The 14002-nt window shown below is 71.1% G+C and carries 16 protein-coding genes; 6 read left to right on the top strand and 10 right to left on the bottom strand.

Annotated elements, in window-relative coordinates; all coding sequences use genetic code 11:
- The first annotated feature begins 42 nt into the window (after positions 1-42).
- Positions 43-918 carry an HAD family hydrolase gene (locus tag ACFSDF_RS04625; RefSeq protein ID WP_377156434.1) on the top strand — a complete coding sequence of 292 codons (876 nt, stop codon included), beginning with the start codon at positions 43-45 and terminating at the stop codon, positions 916-918.
- Positions 919-924: 6 nt separating this feature from the next.
- Here ACFSDF_RS04625 and ACFSDF_RS04620 read toward each other — a convergent pair whose 3' ends face one another.
- The 10 genes from ACFSDF_RS04620 to ACFSDF_RS04575 all read right to left on the bottom strand — a co-directional run bounded on the left by ACFSDF_RS04620 (position 925) and on the right by ACFSDF_RS04575 (position 9412).
- Positions 925-2211, bottom strand: a complete 1287-nt coding sequence (locus ACFSDF_RS04620) for a lysophospholipid acyltransferase family protein (protein WP_377156432.1) — start codon at positions 2209-2211, stop codon at positions 925-927.
- Complete coding sequence (locus tag ACFSDF_RS04615) at positions 2204-3187, bottom strand: NAD-dependent epimerase/dehydratase family protein (protein WP_167006082.1); 984 nt, start codon at positions 3185-3187, stop codon at positions 2204-2206. Before ACFSDF_RS04615 ends, ACFSDF_RS04620 begins: the two co-directional genes overlap by 8 nt.
- A 16-nt stretch (positions 3188-3203) precedes the next feature.
- Complete coding sequence (locus ACFSDF_RS04610; protein WP_100414870.1) at positions 3204-3305, bottom strand: 30S ribosomal protein bS22; 102 nt, start codon at positions 3303-3305, stop codon at positions 3204-3206.
- Between the two features lie 108 nt (positions 3306-3413).
- Positions 3414-4604 carry an acetoin utilization protein AcuC gene (locus ACFSDF_RS04605; protein WP_377156428.1) on the bottom strand — a complete coding sequence of 397 codons (1191 nt, stop codon included), beginning with the start codon at positions 4602-4604 and terminating at the stop codon, positions 3414-3416.
- Positions 4605-4669: 65 nt separating this feature from the next.
- A complete protein-coding gene (gene proC, locus ACFSDF_RS04600) occupies positions 4670-5467 on the bottom strand; it encodes a pyrroline-5-carboxylate reductase (protein WP_377156426.1) in 798 nt (265 codons plus the stop codon).
- A 41-nt stretch (positions 5468-5508) separates the two neighbouring features.
- Positions 5509-6246, bottom strand: coding sequence for an ABC transporter permease (locus ACFSDF_RS04595; RefSeq protein WP_167251512.1), 738 nt, complete (start codon positions 6244-6246; stop codon positions 5509-5511).
- A gap of 6 nt (positions 6247-6252) precedes the next feature.
- Entirely contained in the window at positions 6253-6990 is a 738-nt protein-coding gene (locus tag ACFSDF_RS04590; RefSeq protein WP_167006093.1) for an ABC transporter ATP-binding protein, read from the bottom strand.
- Complete coding sequence (locus ACFSDF_RS04585) at positions 6987-7586, bottom strand: TetR/AcrR family transcriptional regulator (RefSeq protein ID WP_167251511.1); 600 nt, start codon at positions 7584-7586, stop codon at positions 6987-6989. The genes ACFSDF_RS04590 and ACFSDF_RS04585 overlap by 4 nt, the downstream gene beginning before the upstream one ends.
- A 50-nt stretch (positions 7587-7636) precedes the next feature.
- Complete coding sequence (locus ACFSDF_RS04580; protein WP_167006099.1) at positions 7637-8467, bottom strand: sugar phosphate isomerase/epimerase family protein; 831 nt, start codon at positions 8465-8467, stop codon at positions 7637-7639.
- 21 nt (positions 8468-8488) lie between these two features.
- Positions 8489-9412, bottom strand: coding sequence for a Ppx/GppA phosphatase family protein (locus ACFSDF_RS04575; protein WP_377156423.1), 924 nt, complete (start codon positions 9410-9412; stop codon positions 8489-8491).
- A gap of 49 nt (positions 9413-9461) precedes the next feature.
- Here ACFSDF_RS04575 and ACFSDF_RS04570 point away from each other — a divergent pair, with 49 nt between their 5' ends.
- From ACFSDF_RS04570 to disA, 5 genes are all read left to right on the top strand, one after another.
- Positions 9462-10208, top strand: a complete 747-nt coding sequence (locus tag ACFSDF_RS04570; protein WP_377156421.1) for a DUF3109 family protein — start codon at positions 9462-9464, stop codon at positions 10206-10208.
- A gap of 44 nt (positions 10209-10252) precedes the next feature.
- Positions 10253-10891: a VOC family protein gene (locus tag ACFSDF_RS04565; protein WP_377156418.1), complete on the top strand. Its 639-nt coding sequence runs from the start codon at positions 10253-10255 to the stop codon at positions 10889-10891.
- Positions 10892-10979: 88 nt separating this feature from the next.
- Complete coding sequence (locus tag ACFSDF_RS04560; protein ID WP_167006111.1) at positions 10980-11426, top strand: hypothetical protein; 447 nt, start codon at positions 10980-10982, stop codon at positions 11424-11426.
- Positions 11427-11484: 58 nt separating this feature from the next.
- The gene (gene radA / locus ACFSDF_RS04555) at positions 11485-12885 is read left to right on the top strand and encodes a DNA repair protein RadA (RefSeq protein ID WP_377156416.1); all 1401 of its coding nucleotides are present in this window, start codon (positions 11485-11487) and stop codon (positions 12883-12885) included.
- A gap of 20 nt (positions 12886-12905) precedes the next feature.
- Positions 12906-13994, top strand: coding sequence for a DNA integrity scanning diadenylate cyclase DisA (gene disA / locus ACFSDF_RS04550; RefSeq protein WP_167006117.1), 1089 nt, complete (start codon positions 12906-12908; stop codon positions 13992-13994).
- Positions 13995-14002: the final 8 nt, after the last annotated feature.

Raw genomic sequence — 14002 nt, 5'->3', positions numbered from 1 at the left:
CACGATCGCCTGCCGCGGTCACGCGATCGGTAGGCTCTTGCCGTGGACGCGAACGGGTACCGACCGCCTCGCAACCTGCGAGCCCGCTCGATGCTCGCCGGCGAGGCTTCTGCGGCTGCGGCCGAGGTCGAGTCGACACTGGCCGTGCCCCCCGATCTCGAGGCAGCCGCGTTCTTCGACGTGGACAACACGATCATGCAGGGCGCGTCGCTGTTCCACCTCGCCCGCGGGCTCTACAAGCGTCGGTTCTTCACGACCCGCGAGATCGCCAGCGCCGCCTGGAAGCAGGCATACTTTCGCTACGCGGGTGTCGAAGACCCTGAGCATGTCGACTCCGCGCGCGCGTCGGCGCTGGCGTTCATCGCCGGCCACCGCGTCAGCGAGCTCGAGGAGGTCGGCGACGAGATCTTCGACGAGACGATGGCGAGCCGGATCTGGCCGGGGACGCGCGCGCTCGCGCAGCGGCATCTCGACGACGGGCAGCGCGTCTGGCTGGTCACCGCGGCGCCGGTCGAGATCGCCCGCATCATCGCGCGCCGCCTCGGGCTGACCGGCGCGCTCGGCACGGTGGCGGAGTCCGTCGACGGCGTCTACACCGGTCGGCTGGTCGGCGACATGCTTCACGGCCCCGCCAAGGCGGACGCGATCCTCGCGCTCACCCGCGACGAAGGCCTCGACCTCGATCGCTGCTCGGCATACTCCGACTCCTTCAACGACCTGCCCATGCTCTCGCTCGTCGGCCACCCCTGCGCCGTCAATCCCGACGCGCACCTGCGCGACCACGCGAGGCGCGAGGGCTGGATGATCCGCGACTTCCGCACGGGGCGTCGCGCGGCGAAGGCCGGGCTCGTCGGCGCCGCGGTCGCGGGGGCCGTCACCGGCGCCGCCCTCGGAGCGGCCCGCGCCCGCCGCCACTAGCCCGCGTCAGATGAAGGGGTGGCCGCGGTCGACGAGGAGGGCGTACAGCGTCTGCTGGATCGTCTCACGCACCTGGTCGGTCACGTTGAAGACGAGCATCGGGTCGTCGGCCGCCTCGGGCGGGTAGGCGTCGGTACGGATCGGGTCCCCGAACTCGATGATCCACTTGCTCGGCAGCGGGATCATCCCGAGCGGGCCGAGCCACGGGAAGAACGGCGTGATCGGCATGTACGGCAGCCCGAGCAGCCGCGCCAGCGACGGCACGTTGCCGACGAGCGGATAGATCTCCTCGGCCCCGACGATCGAGACCGGGACGATCGGCACACCCGCACGCATCGCGGCCGACACGAAGCCGCCGCGGCCGAAGCGCTGCAGCTTGTAGCGCTCGCTGTACGGCTTGCCGACGCCCTTGAACCCCTCGGGCCACACCGCGACGATGTGCCCCTCGGCGAGGAGCCGCTCAGCGTCCTCGCTGCAGGCCAGGGTGGCTCCCATCTTGCGTGCGAGCTCACCGACGAACGGGAGGGTGAAGACGAGGTCGGCCCCGAGCAGCCGCAACGTACGGTGCGCGTGGTCGTTCACGACGAGCGTGGTCATCGCGGCGTCGACCGGGATCGTGCCGGAGTGGTTGGCGACGACGAGGGCACCGCCGTCGGACGGTATGCGCTCCGCGCCGCGCACCTCGATCCGGAACCACTTCTCGGCGATCGGACGGAGTGCGGCCATCCCGATCGCGTGCAGCTGCGGGTCGAGACCGAAGCTGTCGATCTCGTAGTCGCCGGTCAGGCGTCGGCGCAGTTGCGCGAGGAGCTGCGCTGCCTTGGACTCCCAGTCCTCGCCGAGAACGCTCTGCGCCCCTTCTGTCAGCGCGCTCACCCAGTCGGAGAGCGGGATGCCGGTAGGGGGGGTCGACGCGTCCGCGTCGTCGTCCTCGCCGTCGTTGCGGATCAGCTCGAGGCGTGGCGCGACCGGCTCCGGCTCGGGCGGCTCCGGGGACTCGGGCGGCGACGGCATCTCCTGCGGCGTCACCGAGATGAGCTCGACCGGGCTCCCGATCGGCGGCACATCGACCTTCGGCGCGATCTGGACGGCGGGCGTTTCGGGTTCGACCGGGGAACCGGCGGCCTCGGTGGTCTTCTTCGCCGTCTTCTTGGCAGCCGTCTTCTTGGCAGCCGTCTTCTTCGCGGGGCCGGCCAGCGACCGGGCGGCCGAGGACGGGGTCGCCTTGCCCGTCCCTCGCCCTGGGCGTCCACGCGTCCCGAGGGGGGCGTCGTCCTTCGGCACGTCAGCCACGCGCGCCTCCCAGCGCCGAGAAGAGCCCCGGATCGATCGCCTCGGCGAACGCGTCCAGGGTCTGCGGAGTGGAGTAGAGGACCTCGTACTGGAGCTCACGCTCCAGCTTGCTGCCGTCGACCACCCGGCCGTACATGAACAACCTCGTCAGCTCGGGCGTGAAGTCGGAGCTCATCAGCCGCACCACGCGCTCGGTGACGCCGTTGAAGCCGACCGACGGCAGTCGCAGCAGCGGGCGCCCGAGTCTGCGGGCCATCTGGCTCAGCGTGAGCACCCCCGGCCCGACGACGTTGTAGCTGCCCGTGACGTCACCGGTCGCCGCGAGGGCCAGCACGTTGAGCGCGTCGTACGGATGAAGGAACTGCAGCCGCGGGTCGTACCCCAGCATCGCCGGGAGGACCGGCAGCTTGAGGTACTCGCCGAACGGCGACAAGACGTCGGCCGCGAGCACGTTGCTCAGCCGAAAGGTCGACACGGCCACGTCGGGGCGGCGCCGCCCGAAACCCCGGACGTACGCCTCGACGTCGACCGCATCCTTCGGGAAACCGACGGCGATGCCGGAGCGCGCCGCCATCTGCTCGGTGAACATCGCCGGGTTGCGCGCCGACGTGCCGTACACAGCCGTCGACGACTGCACGACGAGCCGCTCGACGGTCCGCGAGTTCTGGCACGCGGCGAGCAGCTGCATCGTGCCGATGACGTTGATCTCCTTGACCGCACTGCGCGAGCCGAGCTGGCGCTGCGGAGGAGCGACGTTCATGTGCACCACGGTGTCGACGTCCTCGACGGCAAGGACCTTGCCGACGACGGGCGTGCGGATGTCGGCGCGCACGTATTTGATCCCGTGCATGTCGCCGCTCGGCGGCGAGACGTCCAGCCCGACCACCTTGTCCACGCCGGGCGTGACGACGAGGCGGCGCGCGAGCCTCGAGCCGAGATCGCGCGCGACGCCGGTCACCAGGACGACGCGGCCCATCGCGGTGCGCCGAGGGCTACTTGCCGAGCTTGCGACGCTGGACGCGCGTGCGCTTGAGAAGCTTGCGGTGCTTCTTCTTGGACATCCGCTTGCGGCGCTTCTTGATGACAGAACCCACGGTTCACCTTCTCTGTATCTGACGCATGCCCCGGGCGTGGGGCAGACCAGCCAAGGGTACGGGCACTGCGGGCAGGAGCGCCAAACGCCCCTGCCTGCAGAGAGAAGATCAGGGCATCGGGTCGAGGCCCCAGAACGGAAATACCTCGTTGCGGGTGGCGAGGATCTGCCGGTCGAGCCAGCTCGCGGGGTCGTAGCCCGAAGACCAGTCCCGGTACGACGTCGAGCGCCCGTCGGTCATCCGCAGAGGCGCGCTGCCGCCGCCCTTGATCTCCACGACGCGGCGCCGCCACGCCTCCGGCGTGAGGGTCTCAGGGTCGATCGGGCGCCCCGCGACGATTGCCATGAGGTGTGCCCAGGCCCGCGGCACGACGTCGAGGACGGCGTAGCCGCCCCCTCCGTACGCCACCCAGCGCCCTTCGCAGACCTCCTGGGCGAGGTCGTGCAGCGCGAGGTACGACGCGCGCTGGCCGTCGACGCTGAGCATGAGGTTGGCGAGCGGGTCGTCCATGTGGGAGTCGCAGCCCTGCTGGGTGACGAGCACGTCGGGCTTGAACTCGCGGACGACCTGGGGGACGACGGCGTGAAAGGCCCGCAGCCAGCCGGCGTCGGAGGTGCCCGGCGGCAGGGCGACGTTGACCGAGGTGCCCTCGGCGTCGCCGGCCCCGATCTCGGAGGCCAGGCCCGTCCCCGGGAACAAGGTCTGCGGTGTCTCGTGCAGGGAGACCGTGAGGACCCGGGGGTCGTCGTAGAAGACCGCCTGGACGCCGTCGCCGTGATGGGCGTCGACGTCGACGTATGCGACCCGCTGCGCACCGTGGTCGAGCAGCCAGCGGATCGCGACCGCGACGTCGTTGTAGATGCAGAATCCGCTCGCCCGGTCGGGCATCGCGTGGTGCAAGCCCCCGCAGACGTTGAGTGCGTGCAGGCTGTCGCCGGTCCACACCCGCCGCGCGGCCTCAACGGACGCGCCGACGATCAACGCGCTGGCGGCATGCATGTCGGCGAAGGCCGGGTTGTCGTCCGTCCCGATGCCGACCGAAGGGTCGGGGCGCGAGGGGTCGGCGCTCACCGCGCGGACCGCCTCGATGTAGCGCGGCGTGTGCACGGTCGCCAGCAGCTCGTCGGACGCGGCTTCGGCGCCCACCTTCTGCAGGCCGTCGCCGATCACGCCGAGCTCGGTGGCCAGATCCATCGCGAGGTCGACCCGGATCGGCGCCATCGGGTGCGTGGGCCCGAAGTTGTAGCCGGTCAGGCGATCGTCACAGACGACGCTGGCGCTCCCGGGTCCCTGATCCATGCCACCCAGCGTAGCCCTGGCGTGTGAGGCAGGTCTCTCCGTGTCGGTGTCCCCCGACGGCCGCGTCAGCCGCCGATCTCGGTCGACCGGTCGCGAGCGGCCCTCGTGGCGGCGAGGAAGGCAGCCCGGATCCCGCGGGCCTCGAGCTCGCCGAGCGCCGCCGCGGTCGTCCCCCCAGGAGAGGTGACGCGCTCGCGCAGCACGGCGGGGTGCTCACCGGTCTCGGCAGCCAGTCGCGACGCACCGACGAACGTCTGCATGGCGAGCTGCGTCGAGGTCGTACGAGGCAGCCCCAGGTGGACGCCGGCCTCGATCAGCGCCTCGATCGCCAAGAAGACGTACGCCGGACCGGACCCGGAGACCGCTCCTGCAGCGTCCTGGAGCTGCTCGGGCACCCGGACCACGGTGCCGACGGCGCTCATGATGTCGTCGACGACGCCCAGCTGCGCGTCGTCGCAGGACGCGCCCGCCGAGATGACGGAGACTCCGGCGCCGATCTGCGACGGCGTGTTGGGCATGACCCGGGCGACCGACGTCCCCTCAGGCAGGGCGGACTCCAGATGCGCCGTCGTGAGTCCGACGGCGAGCGAGACGACCAGTGCATCGGGCCGCAGGCGGGGCCCGATCTGCATGAGGACCCCGTGCACGTCGTACGGCTTGACGCCGACGAGCACCACGTCGGCCTTCGCTGCCGCTGTGACGGCATCGGTCACCTCGACGCCGTACGACTCCCGCAGCGCCTCGGCGTGCTCCGGCCGTCGCACCGCCAGCACGAGATCGGCGGGCTGCCACCCCCGCGCGAGCATCCCGGCGACGATCGCCTCTCCCATCGCACCGGCACCGACCACTGCAACTGTGCTCATGATCCGAGGATAGAGGGACGGCCGCCTGTGCCGGTCGGGCGTCAGGGCGTACGACGGCGCAGCGTCGCCGAGCCGAGCAGCAGTGCGGCAACCACGAATCCGACCAGCACGAGCACGTCGACGGTGAGGTCGCTCGTCCAGTCGGCGTGCGCCGCGACCTGCGACGCCGCATCCACCGCGTACGTCAGCGGGGTCACGTACGAGACCCACTCCAGCACGTCGGGGAGCTGGTCGGTCGGCACCAGCAGCCCGCACACCAGCAGCTGCGGTAGCACGAACGCGGGCATGAACTGCACGGCCTGGAACTCCGTCGCTGCGAACGCCGAGACGGCCAGGCCCAGTGCCGTCCCCAGCAGGCCGGAGAGCACCGCGACCCCGACCAGCCGCCCCATGCCTCCGGCGACGTCGAGCCCGAGCAGCCACACCGAGAGCCCGGCGACCAGCGCGCCCTGCACCAGGGCGACCACCGCGAACGCCAAGGCGTACCCGACGAGGAAGTCGAGCTTGGCCATCGGCAGCGTGAACAGGCGCTCCAACGTGCCCGAGGTCCGCTCCCCCAGCGTCGTCACCGAGGTCACGAGGAACATCACGACGAAACCGAAGATCCCGAGCAGCTGCGGGCCGATCCCGTCGAACAGCGCCCCGGCGTCGGAGTAGACCCACCACAGCAGCGTCATGAGGACGCACGGAACCACCAGCATCAGCGCCATCGTGCGGCGGTCGTGGCGGAGCTGGGTGAGCACCCGCACGGTGACGGCAGCCGTGACGCGGCCGTTCATCGCGCCTCACCCCGCTTTCTCGGCGACGAGGGCGAGGAACGCCGCCTCGACGTCGGACGTGCCGGTACGCCGCAGCAGACCGGCCGGAGTGCCCTGGGCGAGCAAGGCCCCGTCGCGGAGCAGGAGCAGGCCGTCGCAGCGCTGCGCCTCGTCCATCACGTGGCTGGAGACGAGCAACGAGATGCCGTCGGCGGCGAGGCGCGCGAACAGGTCCCACAACCGCACGCGCAGCACGGGGTCGAGGCCCACCGTCGGCTCGTCGAGCACGAGCAGCCGCGGCGATCCGAGCAGTGCGGCCGCGAGCGAGACGCGACTGCGCTCGCCGCCGGACAGCCGGTCGACACGCGTGCTGGCGTACCGGGTCAGGTCGACGAGGTCGAGCACGCGGTCGACCTCGCCCGTACGGGCCCCCAGGACCCGCGCGAAGAAGCGCAGGTTGTCGGCGACCGTGATGCCTCCGTACACGCTCGGGCTCTGCGTCATGTAGCCGACGCGGTCGCGCAACGACGGGGACCCTGCAGGCTCGCCCAAGACGCGGACCTCGCCGCCGTCGACCGTCTGCACCCCCACCACGGATCGCATGAGTGTGGACTTGCCCGAGCCCGACGGCCCCAGCAGCCCCGTCACCGTCCCCACCGGCACCGTGCACGAAAGGTCAGCGAGGACCTCGCGACCCTGGCGGACGACACGGAGGCCGTCGACCGTCACGGCGTCGTTCCGTCCGGCCGGCGACCGGTCCGTCATGTGGCGGCGGCCCCTTCGGACGAGCGCAGCGCCAGGTAGCCCTGCACTGTCGGTGCGACCACCTCGACGATCTCCTCGACCGGCATCGAGGCCAGCGGCTCGACCGCCAGCAGGTAGCGTGCCGTCAGCAGGCCCACCATCTGCGACACCAGCAGCGCGGACGTCAGCGGCGGGGCCTCCGGGCAGTGGCGCTCGACCAAGGCGGCGATCTGCCCCTTCAGGACGAAGTCACGGGTGAGCTCGCCCTGCTCCGCGCTGCCCAGGCCGCTGCGGGCGGCAGCAACCACGGCCTCCCGGTTGACGGGGTCGTCCCACGAGGTCAGCAGGACACGAACGAAGGTGCGGCCGACCTCCTCGTACGGGGCCTCGAGCACCGGCTCCATCGCCTCGCTCATGGCGTGCGGGAGCTGGAGCGCCGCAGCGACGAGCCGCTGCTTGTCCTTGAAGTAGTGGTGGACGAGAGCCGGGTCGACACGGGCCCGGCGAGCCACGGCGCGGATCGACGTACCGTCGTACCCGCGCTGCGCGAGCTCTGCTCGCGCTGCGGCGACGATCTCGCCGCGAGTGTCCGGTGTGCCCGGCCGCCTTCCCGCCATGGGCGAAGCGTACGACCGGAACTGGTCCGCGACGGGCCGAAATGCATCGATCAAAGATCGTGCGAGGCGACCGCAGAGGCCAGATGGAGCCTCGTGAAAGCAAGCGCCTCCGCGAGATCGGCCTCGCGCTCGAGGCGGTCGGCGGCCTTGCGGGTGGTCACCTCGACGGCGACGTCGCCGGCGTACTCGTGCTCGGCGAGCAGGCCGAGCAGCTCGCCGACGGGCTGGTGCCCACGTCCGGGGACCAAGTGCTCGTCGCGGGCCGAGCCGGTCCCGTCACCGAGGTGGACGTGCGCCAACCGACGTCCGAGGTCGGAGGCCATCTCGAGCGGGTCGGTGCCCGACGTCGCACAGTGGGAGACGTCGAGCGTCACGTGCTCGTAGCCGAGCACCACCGGGTCCCAGCCCGGGGCGTACGCCTGGAACTCCCGCTTGCCGGTGCGCCAGGGGTACATGTTCTCGACGGCGAAGACGACGCCCGTGCTGTCCTCCAGCTTGGCCACACCCTCCTCGAACGCGCGCGCGTAGTCGCGCTGCCAGCGGAAGGGTGGGTGGACGACGACGAGCCCGGCTCCGCAGGCACGTGCCATCTCCGCGCTCTTCTCGAGCTTGACCCAGTGGTCGGTCCCCCAGACGCGCTGCGTGATGAGCAGGCACGGCGCGTGGACGGAGAGGACGGGGATCTCGTGGTACTCCTGCAACCCGACGATCGCGTCGATGTCGGCGCTCGTCGCGTCCGTCCCGACCATCACCTCGACCCCGTCGTAGCCGAGCCGCTTGGCGATCTCGAAGCCGACCTCCGTCGACTCGGGATAGACCGACGAGGTCGAGAGCGTCACCCGTGCGGACGGCACGGAGACAGGCGGCACAGGGTCTGTCACTGCTCCAGGTTACGCGGTGTCTCACATGTGGTCGTGGCGCTCGAGCAGGACGCCCTCGCGCAGCGCCCACGGACACATCTCGAGCTCGGGGAGCTCGAACAGGTCCATCACCGCGTCGGCGACGATCGCACCGGCCACCATCTGGTGGGCACGGTTCGGCGAGACCCCCGGCTGCTCGGCGATCTCGGCCACCGACATGGTGCGCAGCTCCTCGAGGTGCGCGACGAGGAGGTCGTGGCGCAGCGACCTCTTGACGTACGGGCCGGCCTCCGACGGCGCGGCACCGGACAGCCGTGCCAGCGACCGGAAGGTCTTGCTGGTCGCGACCACGTGGTCGAACCCGCCACCCCTGCGCAGTGCCCCGACCGAGTCGGCGATCTGCTGGCGGACGAACAGCCGCAGGGCGTCGTACTGGGCGTCGCTGGGGACCCCGTCAGGGAACCACTCGCGCGTCAGCCGCCCCGCGCCCAGAGACAGCGAGGTGCAGACGTCGGGAGTCTCGTCGCGCCCGGTCGCGATCTCGAGCGAGCCGCCGCCGATGTCGAAGACGCCCAGGCGACCCGACGACCAGCCGAACCAGCGCCGTACAGCCAGGAACGTCAGCCGCGCCTCCTCGTCTCCGGGCAGCACGTCGAGGCGCACCCCGGTCTGGGACTCGACCTTCGCGAGCACCGCGTCGGCGTTGACCGCGTCACGCAGCGCCGACGTCGCGAACGCGATGACCTCCGAGCACCCCTTCTCGGAGGCGACGGCACGCGCCTCGTCCACGAACCGCACCAGCGCCTTGACCCCGCGCGGGTCGACAGCGCCGTCGTCGTCGAGGTGCTCCGCGAGCCGCAGCGGCTCCTTGTAGGTGAACGCGGGCAACGGCGGAGCGCCACGATAGGCGTCGACCACGAGCAGGTGACCCGTGTTCGAGCCGATGTCGAGCACTCCGATGCGCATGACATCGAGCGTACCGACCACATGTGGCGATCCGTTCTATGGTGGAGGCGTGCCCGAGGTGATGCTCGACTTCCCCCGTACGTGGGCAGAGTTCCCGGACCCCGCCGACGACGACCAGGTGTTCCGCTGCGATCTCACCTGGCTCACGTCCCGCTGGACCTGCATCTTCGGCAACGGGTGCCGCGGGATCTACGCCTCCGCGCCCGACGTCGGCTGCTGCACGCTCGGTGCGCACTTCGCCGACGAGGCGGACTACGAGCGGGTCGCCCCGTACGTCGAGAAGCTCGGCCCCGAGGACTGGCAGCACCGCAAGGAGGGGCGCAAGCACGGCTGGACCGAGCGCGACGAGGACGGCGAGCTCAAGACCCGCGCTTACGAGGGCGCGTGCATCTTCCACAACCGTGAGGGCTTCGCCGGCGGCGTCGGGTGCGCCCTGCACAAGTGGGCCCTCGACCACGGCGAGTCGCCGGTCGCGGTCAAGCCGGACGTGTGCTGGCAGCTGCCGATCCGCCGCCAGTTCCGCGAGGTCAAGCGCGGCGACGGCACCTCGTACACGGAGGTCGCGATCGGCGAGTACACCCGGGCCGGCTGGGGGCCGGGCGGTCACGACCTCGACTGGTACTGCTCGTCCAACACCGAGGCGCATGTCGGCCTCGAGCCCGTCTACGTGAGCAACGCCGACGAGCTCACTGCTCTGATGGGCCCAAAGGGCTACAAGCAGCTCGTCAAGCTCTGCGAGGAGCACCTTGCCGGCGAGCACCGTCGTACGCGACACCGCGCCGACCCCGGGGCCTGACCCCACCCTCGAGGCGGTATGTGTCGCGGGTCACAATGACGCACATGCGACTGGACCATCTCTCGTTCGCCGCCGGGCCAGACGGCCTCGCCGCGACCACCGACCGGCTCGGCACGCTTCTCGGCGCGGAGTTCCTGGACGGCGGCAACCACCCCCGCTTCGGCACCCGCAACATGATCCTGCCGTTGGTGGGCGACCAATACGTCGAGGTCGTGGCCGCGCTCGACCACCCCGCGTCGGACAAGGCTCCGTTCGGACAGGCCGTGCGCGCACGGACCGAGCTCGGTGGCGGCTGGCTCGGATGGGTCGTCCGCGTCGACGACATGACGCCGGTCGAGCACCGGATGGGCCGGCACGCGGTGCCCGGCAACCGCAGACGCCCCGACGGCTTCAACCTCGAGTGGAAGCAGATCGGGGTACGAGGAACGCAGGCGGACCCTCAGCTGCCGTTCGTCGTCCAGTGGGCGGTCCCCGACGAGCAGCACCCGTCACGCTCGGGCCCCGCGGCACTGTCGCTCGGCTCGCTCGAGATCGCCGGCGACCCCGCGCGCGTGACGCAGTACCTCGGGGAGTCGGTCCTCGACGCGCTGACCGACGTCGAGGTGCGATGGGTCGCCCCGAACGGCATGCCGGGAATCGTCGCGGCCACCTTCGGCACTCCGGAAGGCACCGTCCGGATCTGAGGTGGTCGAACTGATTGAGATCCGAACTGGTTGAACTGAGTACTACAACGGATGGTCTGAGGCTCAGGCTCGCCACACCCTGGAGAGCATGAGCAGTGTCCTCGGAATCACCGGCCACCTGGGCGCAGTCGCAACCGTCGTGGTGTCGATGGCCGCCACGGTATTGCTGGGGGTCGTGGGGATCAACCTGCTGGTCACGCAGAGCGCCGGAGCGGCGGGCTACGACGCGGCGGCGGTCATGGCCGCGGTCGTGGCGCTGTGCTGCTTCGCCGGATCACTGGCGCTGATGCGCCAGACGGGCAAGCTGCGTCCCGCGCTGTGGGGCTATCTCCCCGGGCTGATCGCGGTGCTCACCGCCGGGCTGCTCGTCAGCGAGGGCGGCACCCACGCGGCCGCCGACGCCGTGCCACCGCTGATCGGCGCGGTGCTGTTGCTCGTCCCGTCGACGTGGCTGCCGATCTACGCCGCCGTCCGCGCCCACCTCGAGACGCGCCGCGAAGACGTCAGCGCGCGGTCCTGGCGCGGCCGGCTCTGATCCACAGGTCGGGCGAGCCGCTGCCGACCTGTCACCCCTCTCGCCTAGCGTGTCCGTCATGGCGAGAAGCGCGACGACGTTCCGGTGCAGCGAGTGCGGGTGGACGAGCACGAAGTGGGTCGGCCGATGTGGCGAGTGCCAGACGTGGGGCACGGTCGACGAGACCGGAGGCCCTGCCACCGCACGCACCACGCCGACGTCCGTCACCCGAGCCGCGCGCCCGATCGGGCAGATCGACGTCGAGTCGTCGCGCTCGCGTCCCAGCGGCATCGCCGAGCTCGACCGCGTCCTCGGGGGCGGCTTCGTCCCGGGGGCGGTGGTGCTGCTCGCGGGTGAGCCCGGCGTCGGCAAGTCGACGCTCCTCCTCGAGGTGGCCGCGCGCTGGGCCCGTGGGCTTGCGACCACTCTCTATATCTCCGGCGAGGAGTCGACCGCTCAGATCCGCCTGCGCGCCGACCGTACGCGGGCCGTCCACGACAGCCTCTACCTCGCCAGCGAGACCGATCTCGGCGCCGTCCTCGCCCACATCGACGAGGTGAAGCCCTCGCTGCTGGTTCTCGACTCCGTCCAGACCATCGGCTCGAGCAGCATCGACGGTGTGCCTGGCGGTGTCACCCAGGTCCGCGAGGTCGCCTCGACACTCATCCAGGTCGCCAAGTCCCGCAACATCCCGACCGTCCTCGTCGGCCACGTCACCAAGGACGGCTCGATCGCCGGTCCCCGCGTGCTCGAGCACCTCGTCGACGTGGTCCTCCAGTTCGAGGGCGACCGCAACACCCGGCTCCGGCTGCTCCGTGCCGTCAAGAACCGCTTCGGCCCGGTCGACGAGATCGGCTGCTTCGACCTGTCCGAGGAAGGCATCGTCGAGGTCCCCGACCCGACGGGCCTGTTCGTCTCGCGCCACCACCAGCCGGTTGCCGGCACCTGCATCACGGTGACGATGGAGGGCAGGCGCCCCCTGCTCGCCGAGGTCCAGTCGCTCGTGTCCGCCACCGAGCTCCCCCAGCCTCGCCGCGCGACGAGCGGGCTCGACAGCTCGCGGATGGCGATGATCCTCGCGGTGCTGTCGCGTCGCTGCGGCCTCGTCCTCGGGCGCAGCGACGTCTATGCGGCGACGGTGGGCGGGGCACGGCTCAGCGAACCCTCCGCTGACCTCGCGACCGCCATCGCCGTCGCCTCGGCGGCCACCGACACGATCGTCCCCAGCGATCTCGTCGCGCTCGGCGAGGTCGGGCTGGCCGGCGAGGTCCGGCGGGTGACCCACCTGGGGCATCGCCTGCGCGAGGCCGCCCGCCTCGGGTTCCGGCGCGCGATCGTGCCGCGCGACGGCGCCGACGCGACGCCCGACGCACGCAAGGTCCCTGGGTTGTCCGTCGTCGCGGTCGACGACCTCGCAGGCGCGCTCCGCGAGCTCGGCGTCGGTGCGGGGACCAGCCACTACACTGATCGCAGTCATTGAACCAATCTCGCGGGGGAACTGTGTCGATCAACGATCGAGCGGGCGGCACGCCGCCGATCCTGCGGGCGACGCTCGCCTCGGTGGCCCCAGGAACGGCACTGCGCGAAGGCCTCGAGCGCATCCTTCGAGGACGCACCGGCGCACTGATCGTCTTCGGCCAGGACAAGGACATCGACGCCCTGTCGACGGGCGGCTTCGTGCTCGACGTGCCGTTCACGCCGACCGCTCTGCGGGAGCTCGCCAAGATGGACGGCGCGATCATCCTCGACAAGGGCGCGACCCGGATCCTCCAGGCGGGGGTCCACCTCATGCCCGACCCGTCGATCCCCACGCACGAGACCGGCACCCGGCACCGCACGGCCGACCGGGTGGCGAGGCAGACCAACGTCCCCGTCATCTCGGTGTCGGCGTCGATGCACATCATCGCGCTGTACGTCGAAGGCAACCGCCGCGTGCTCGAGGAGGCCGGCGCGATCCTCGGCCGCGCCAACCAGGCGCTCGCCACGCTCGAGCGCTACAAGCTGCGCCTCGACGAGGTCTCCGGCGCACTCTCGGCGCTCGAGATCGAAGACCTGGTGACCGTGCGTGACGTCGCAGCGGTCGCACAACGGCTCGAGATGGTGACCCGGATCGCCGTCGAGATCGAGGACTACGTGCTCGAGCTCGGGACGGACGGACGCCTCCTCTCGCTCCAGCTCGACGAGCTCGTGACCGGTGTGGAGAGCGAGCGCGAGCTGATCGTCCGCGACTACGCCCCTGCTGGCCGTCGGGGCAAGCCCCCGGCCGAGGTCCTCGCCGACCTCTCCGAGATCGTCTCCACCGACCTCGTCGACCTGGCCGCGATCGCCCGCGCACTCGGCCTCGGCACCGGCGAGCACCTGGAGTCGGCGGTGTCTCCTCGGGGCTACCGGCTGCTCGCCAAGGTCCCCCGGCTCCCCAACAGCGTCATCGAGCGTCTGGTCGAGCACTTCGGCACGCTCCAGAAGCTCCTCGCTGCGAGCATCGAGGACCTTCAGGCCGTCGAGGGTGTCGGCGAGCTCCGCGCCCGCAGTGTCCGCGAGGGTCTGTCACGCCTCGCCGAGGCGAGCATCCTCGAGCGCTACGTCTGACCGACAGC

It is taken from the genome of Mumia zhuanghuii (assembly GCF_042681565.1).
Classification (GTDB): Bacteria; Actinomycetota; Actinomycetes; order Propionibacteriales; family Nocardioidaceae; genus Mumia.
The sequence above is the reverse complement of the archived record's forward strand: the minus strand, read 5'-3'. Positions and strand labels throughout refer to the sequence as shown.

Excerpts from the sequence above, each read along its gene's own strand:
- ACFSDF_RS04615 (WP_167006082.1), bottom strand. The coding sequence starts at position 3,187 with ATGGGCCGCGTCGTCCTGGTGACCGGCGTCGCGCGCGATCTCGGCTCG.
- ACFSDF_RS04605 (WP_377156428.1), bottom strand. The coding sequence starts at position 4,604 with ATGGATCAGGGACCCGGGAGCGCCAGCGTCGTCTGTGACGATCGCCTG.
- proC (WP_377156426.1), bottom strand. The coding sequence starts at position 5,467 with ATGAGCACAGTTGCAGTGGTCGGTGCCGGTGCGATGGGAGAGGCGATC.
- ACFSDF_RS04595 (WP_167251512.1), bottom strand. The coding sequence starts at position 6,246 with ATGAACGGCCGCGTCACGGCTGCCGTCACCGTGCGGGTGCTCACCCAG.
- ACFSDF_RS04590 (WP_167006093.1), bottom strand. The coding sequence starts at position 6,990 with ATGACGGACCGGTCGCCGGCCGGACGGAACGACGCCGTGACGGTCGAC.
- ACFSDF_RS04585 (WP_167251511.1), bottom strand. The coding sequence starts at position 7,586 with ATGGCGGGAAGGCGGCCGGGCACACCGGACACTCGCGGCGAGATCGTC.
- ACFSDF_RS04575 (WP_377156423.1), bottom strand. The coding sequence starts at position 9,412 with ATGCGCATCGGAGTGCTCGACATCGGCTCGAACACGGGTCACCTGCTC.
- ACFSDF_RS04565 (WP_377156418.1), top strand. The coding sequence starts at position 10,253 with ATGCGACTGGACCATCTCTCGTTCGCCGCCGGGCCAGACGGCCTCGCC.
- ACFSDF_RS04560 (WP_167006111.1), top strand. The coding sequence starts at position 10,980 with ATGAGCAGTGTCCTCGGAATCACCGGCCACCTGGGCGCAGTCGCAACC.
- radA (WP_377156416.1), top strand. The coding sequence starts at position 11,485 with ATGGCGAGAAGCGCGACGACGTTCCGGTGCAGCGAGTGCGGGTGGACG.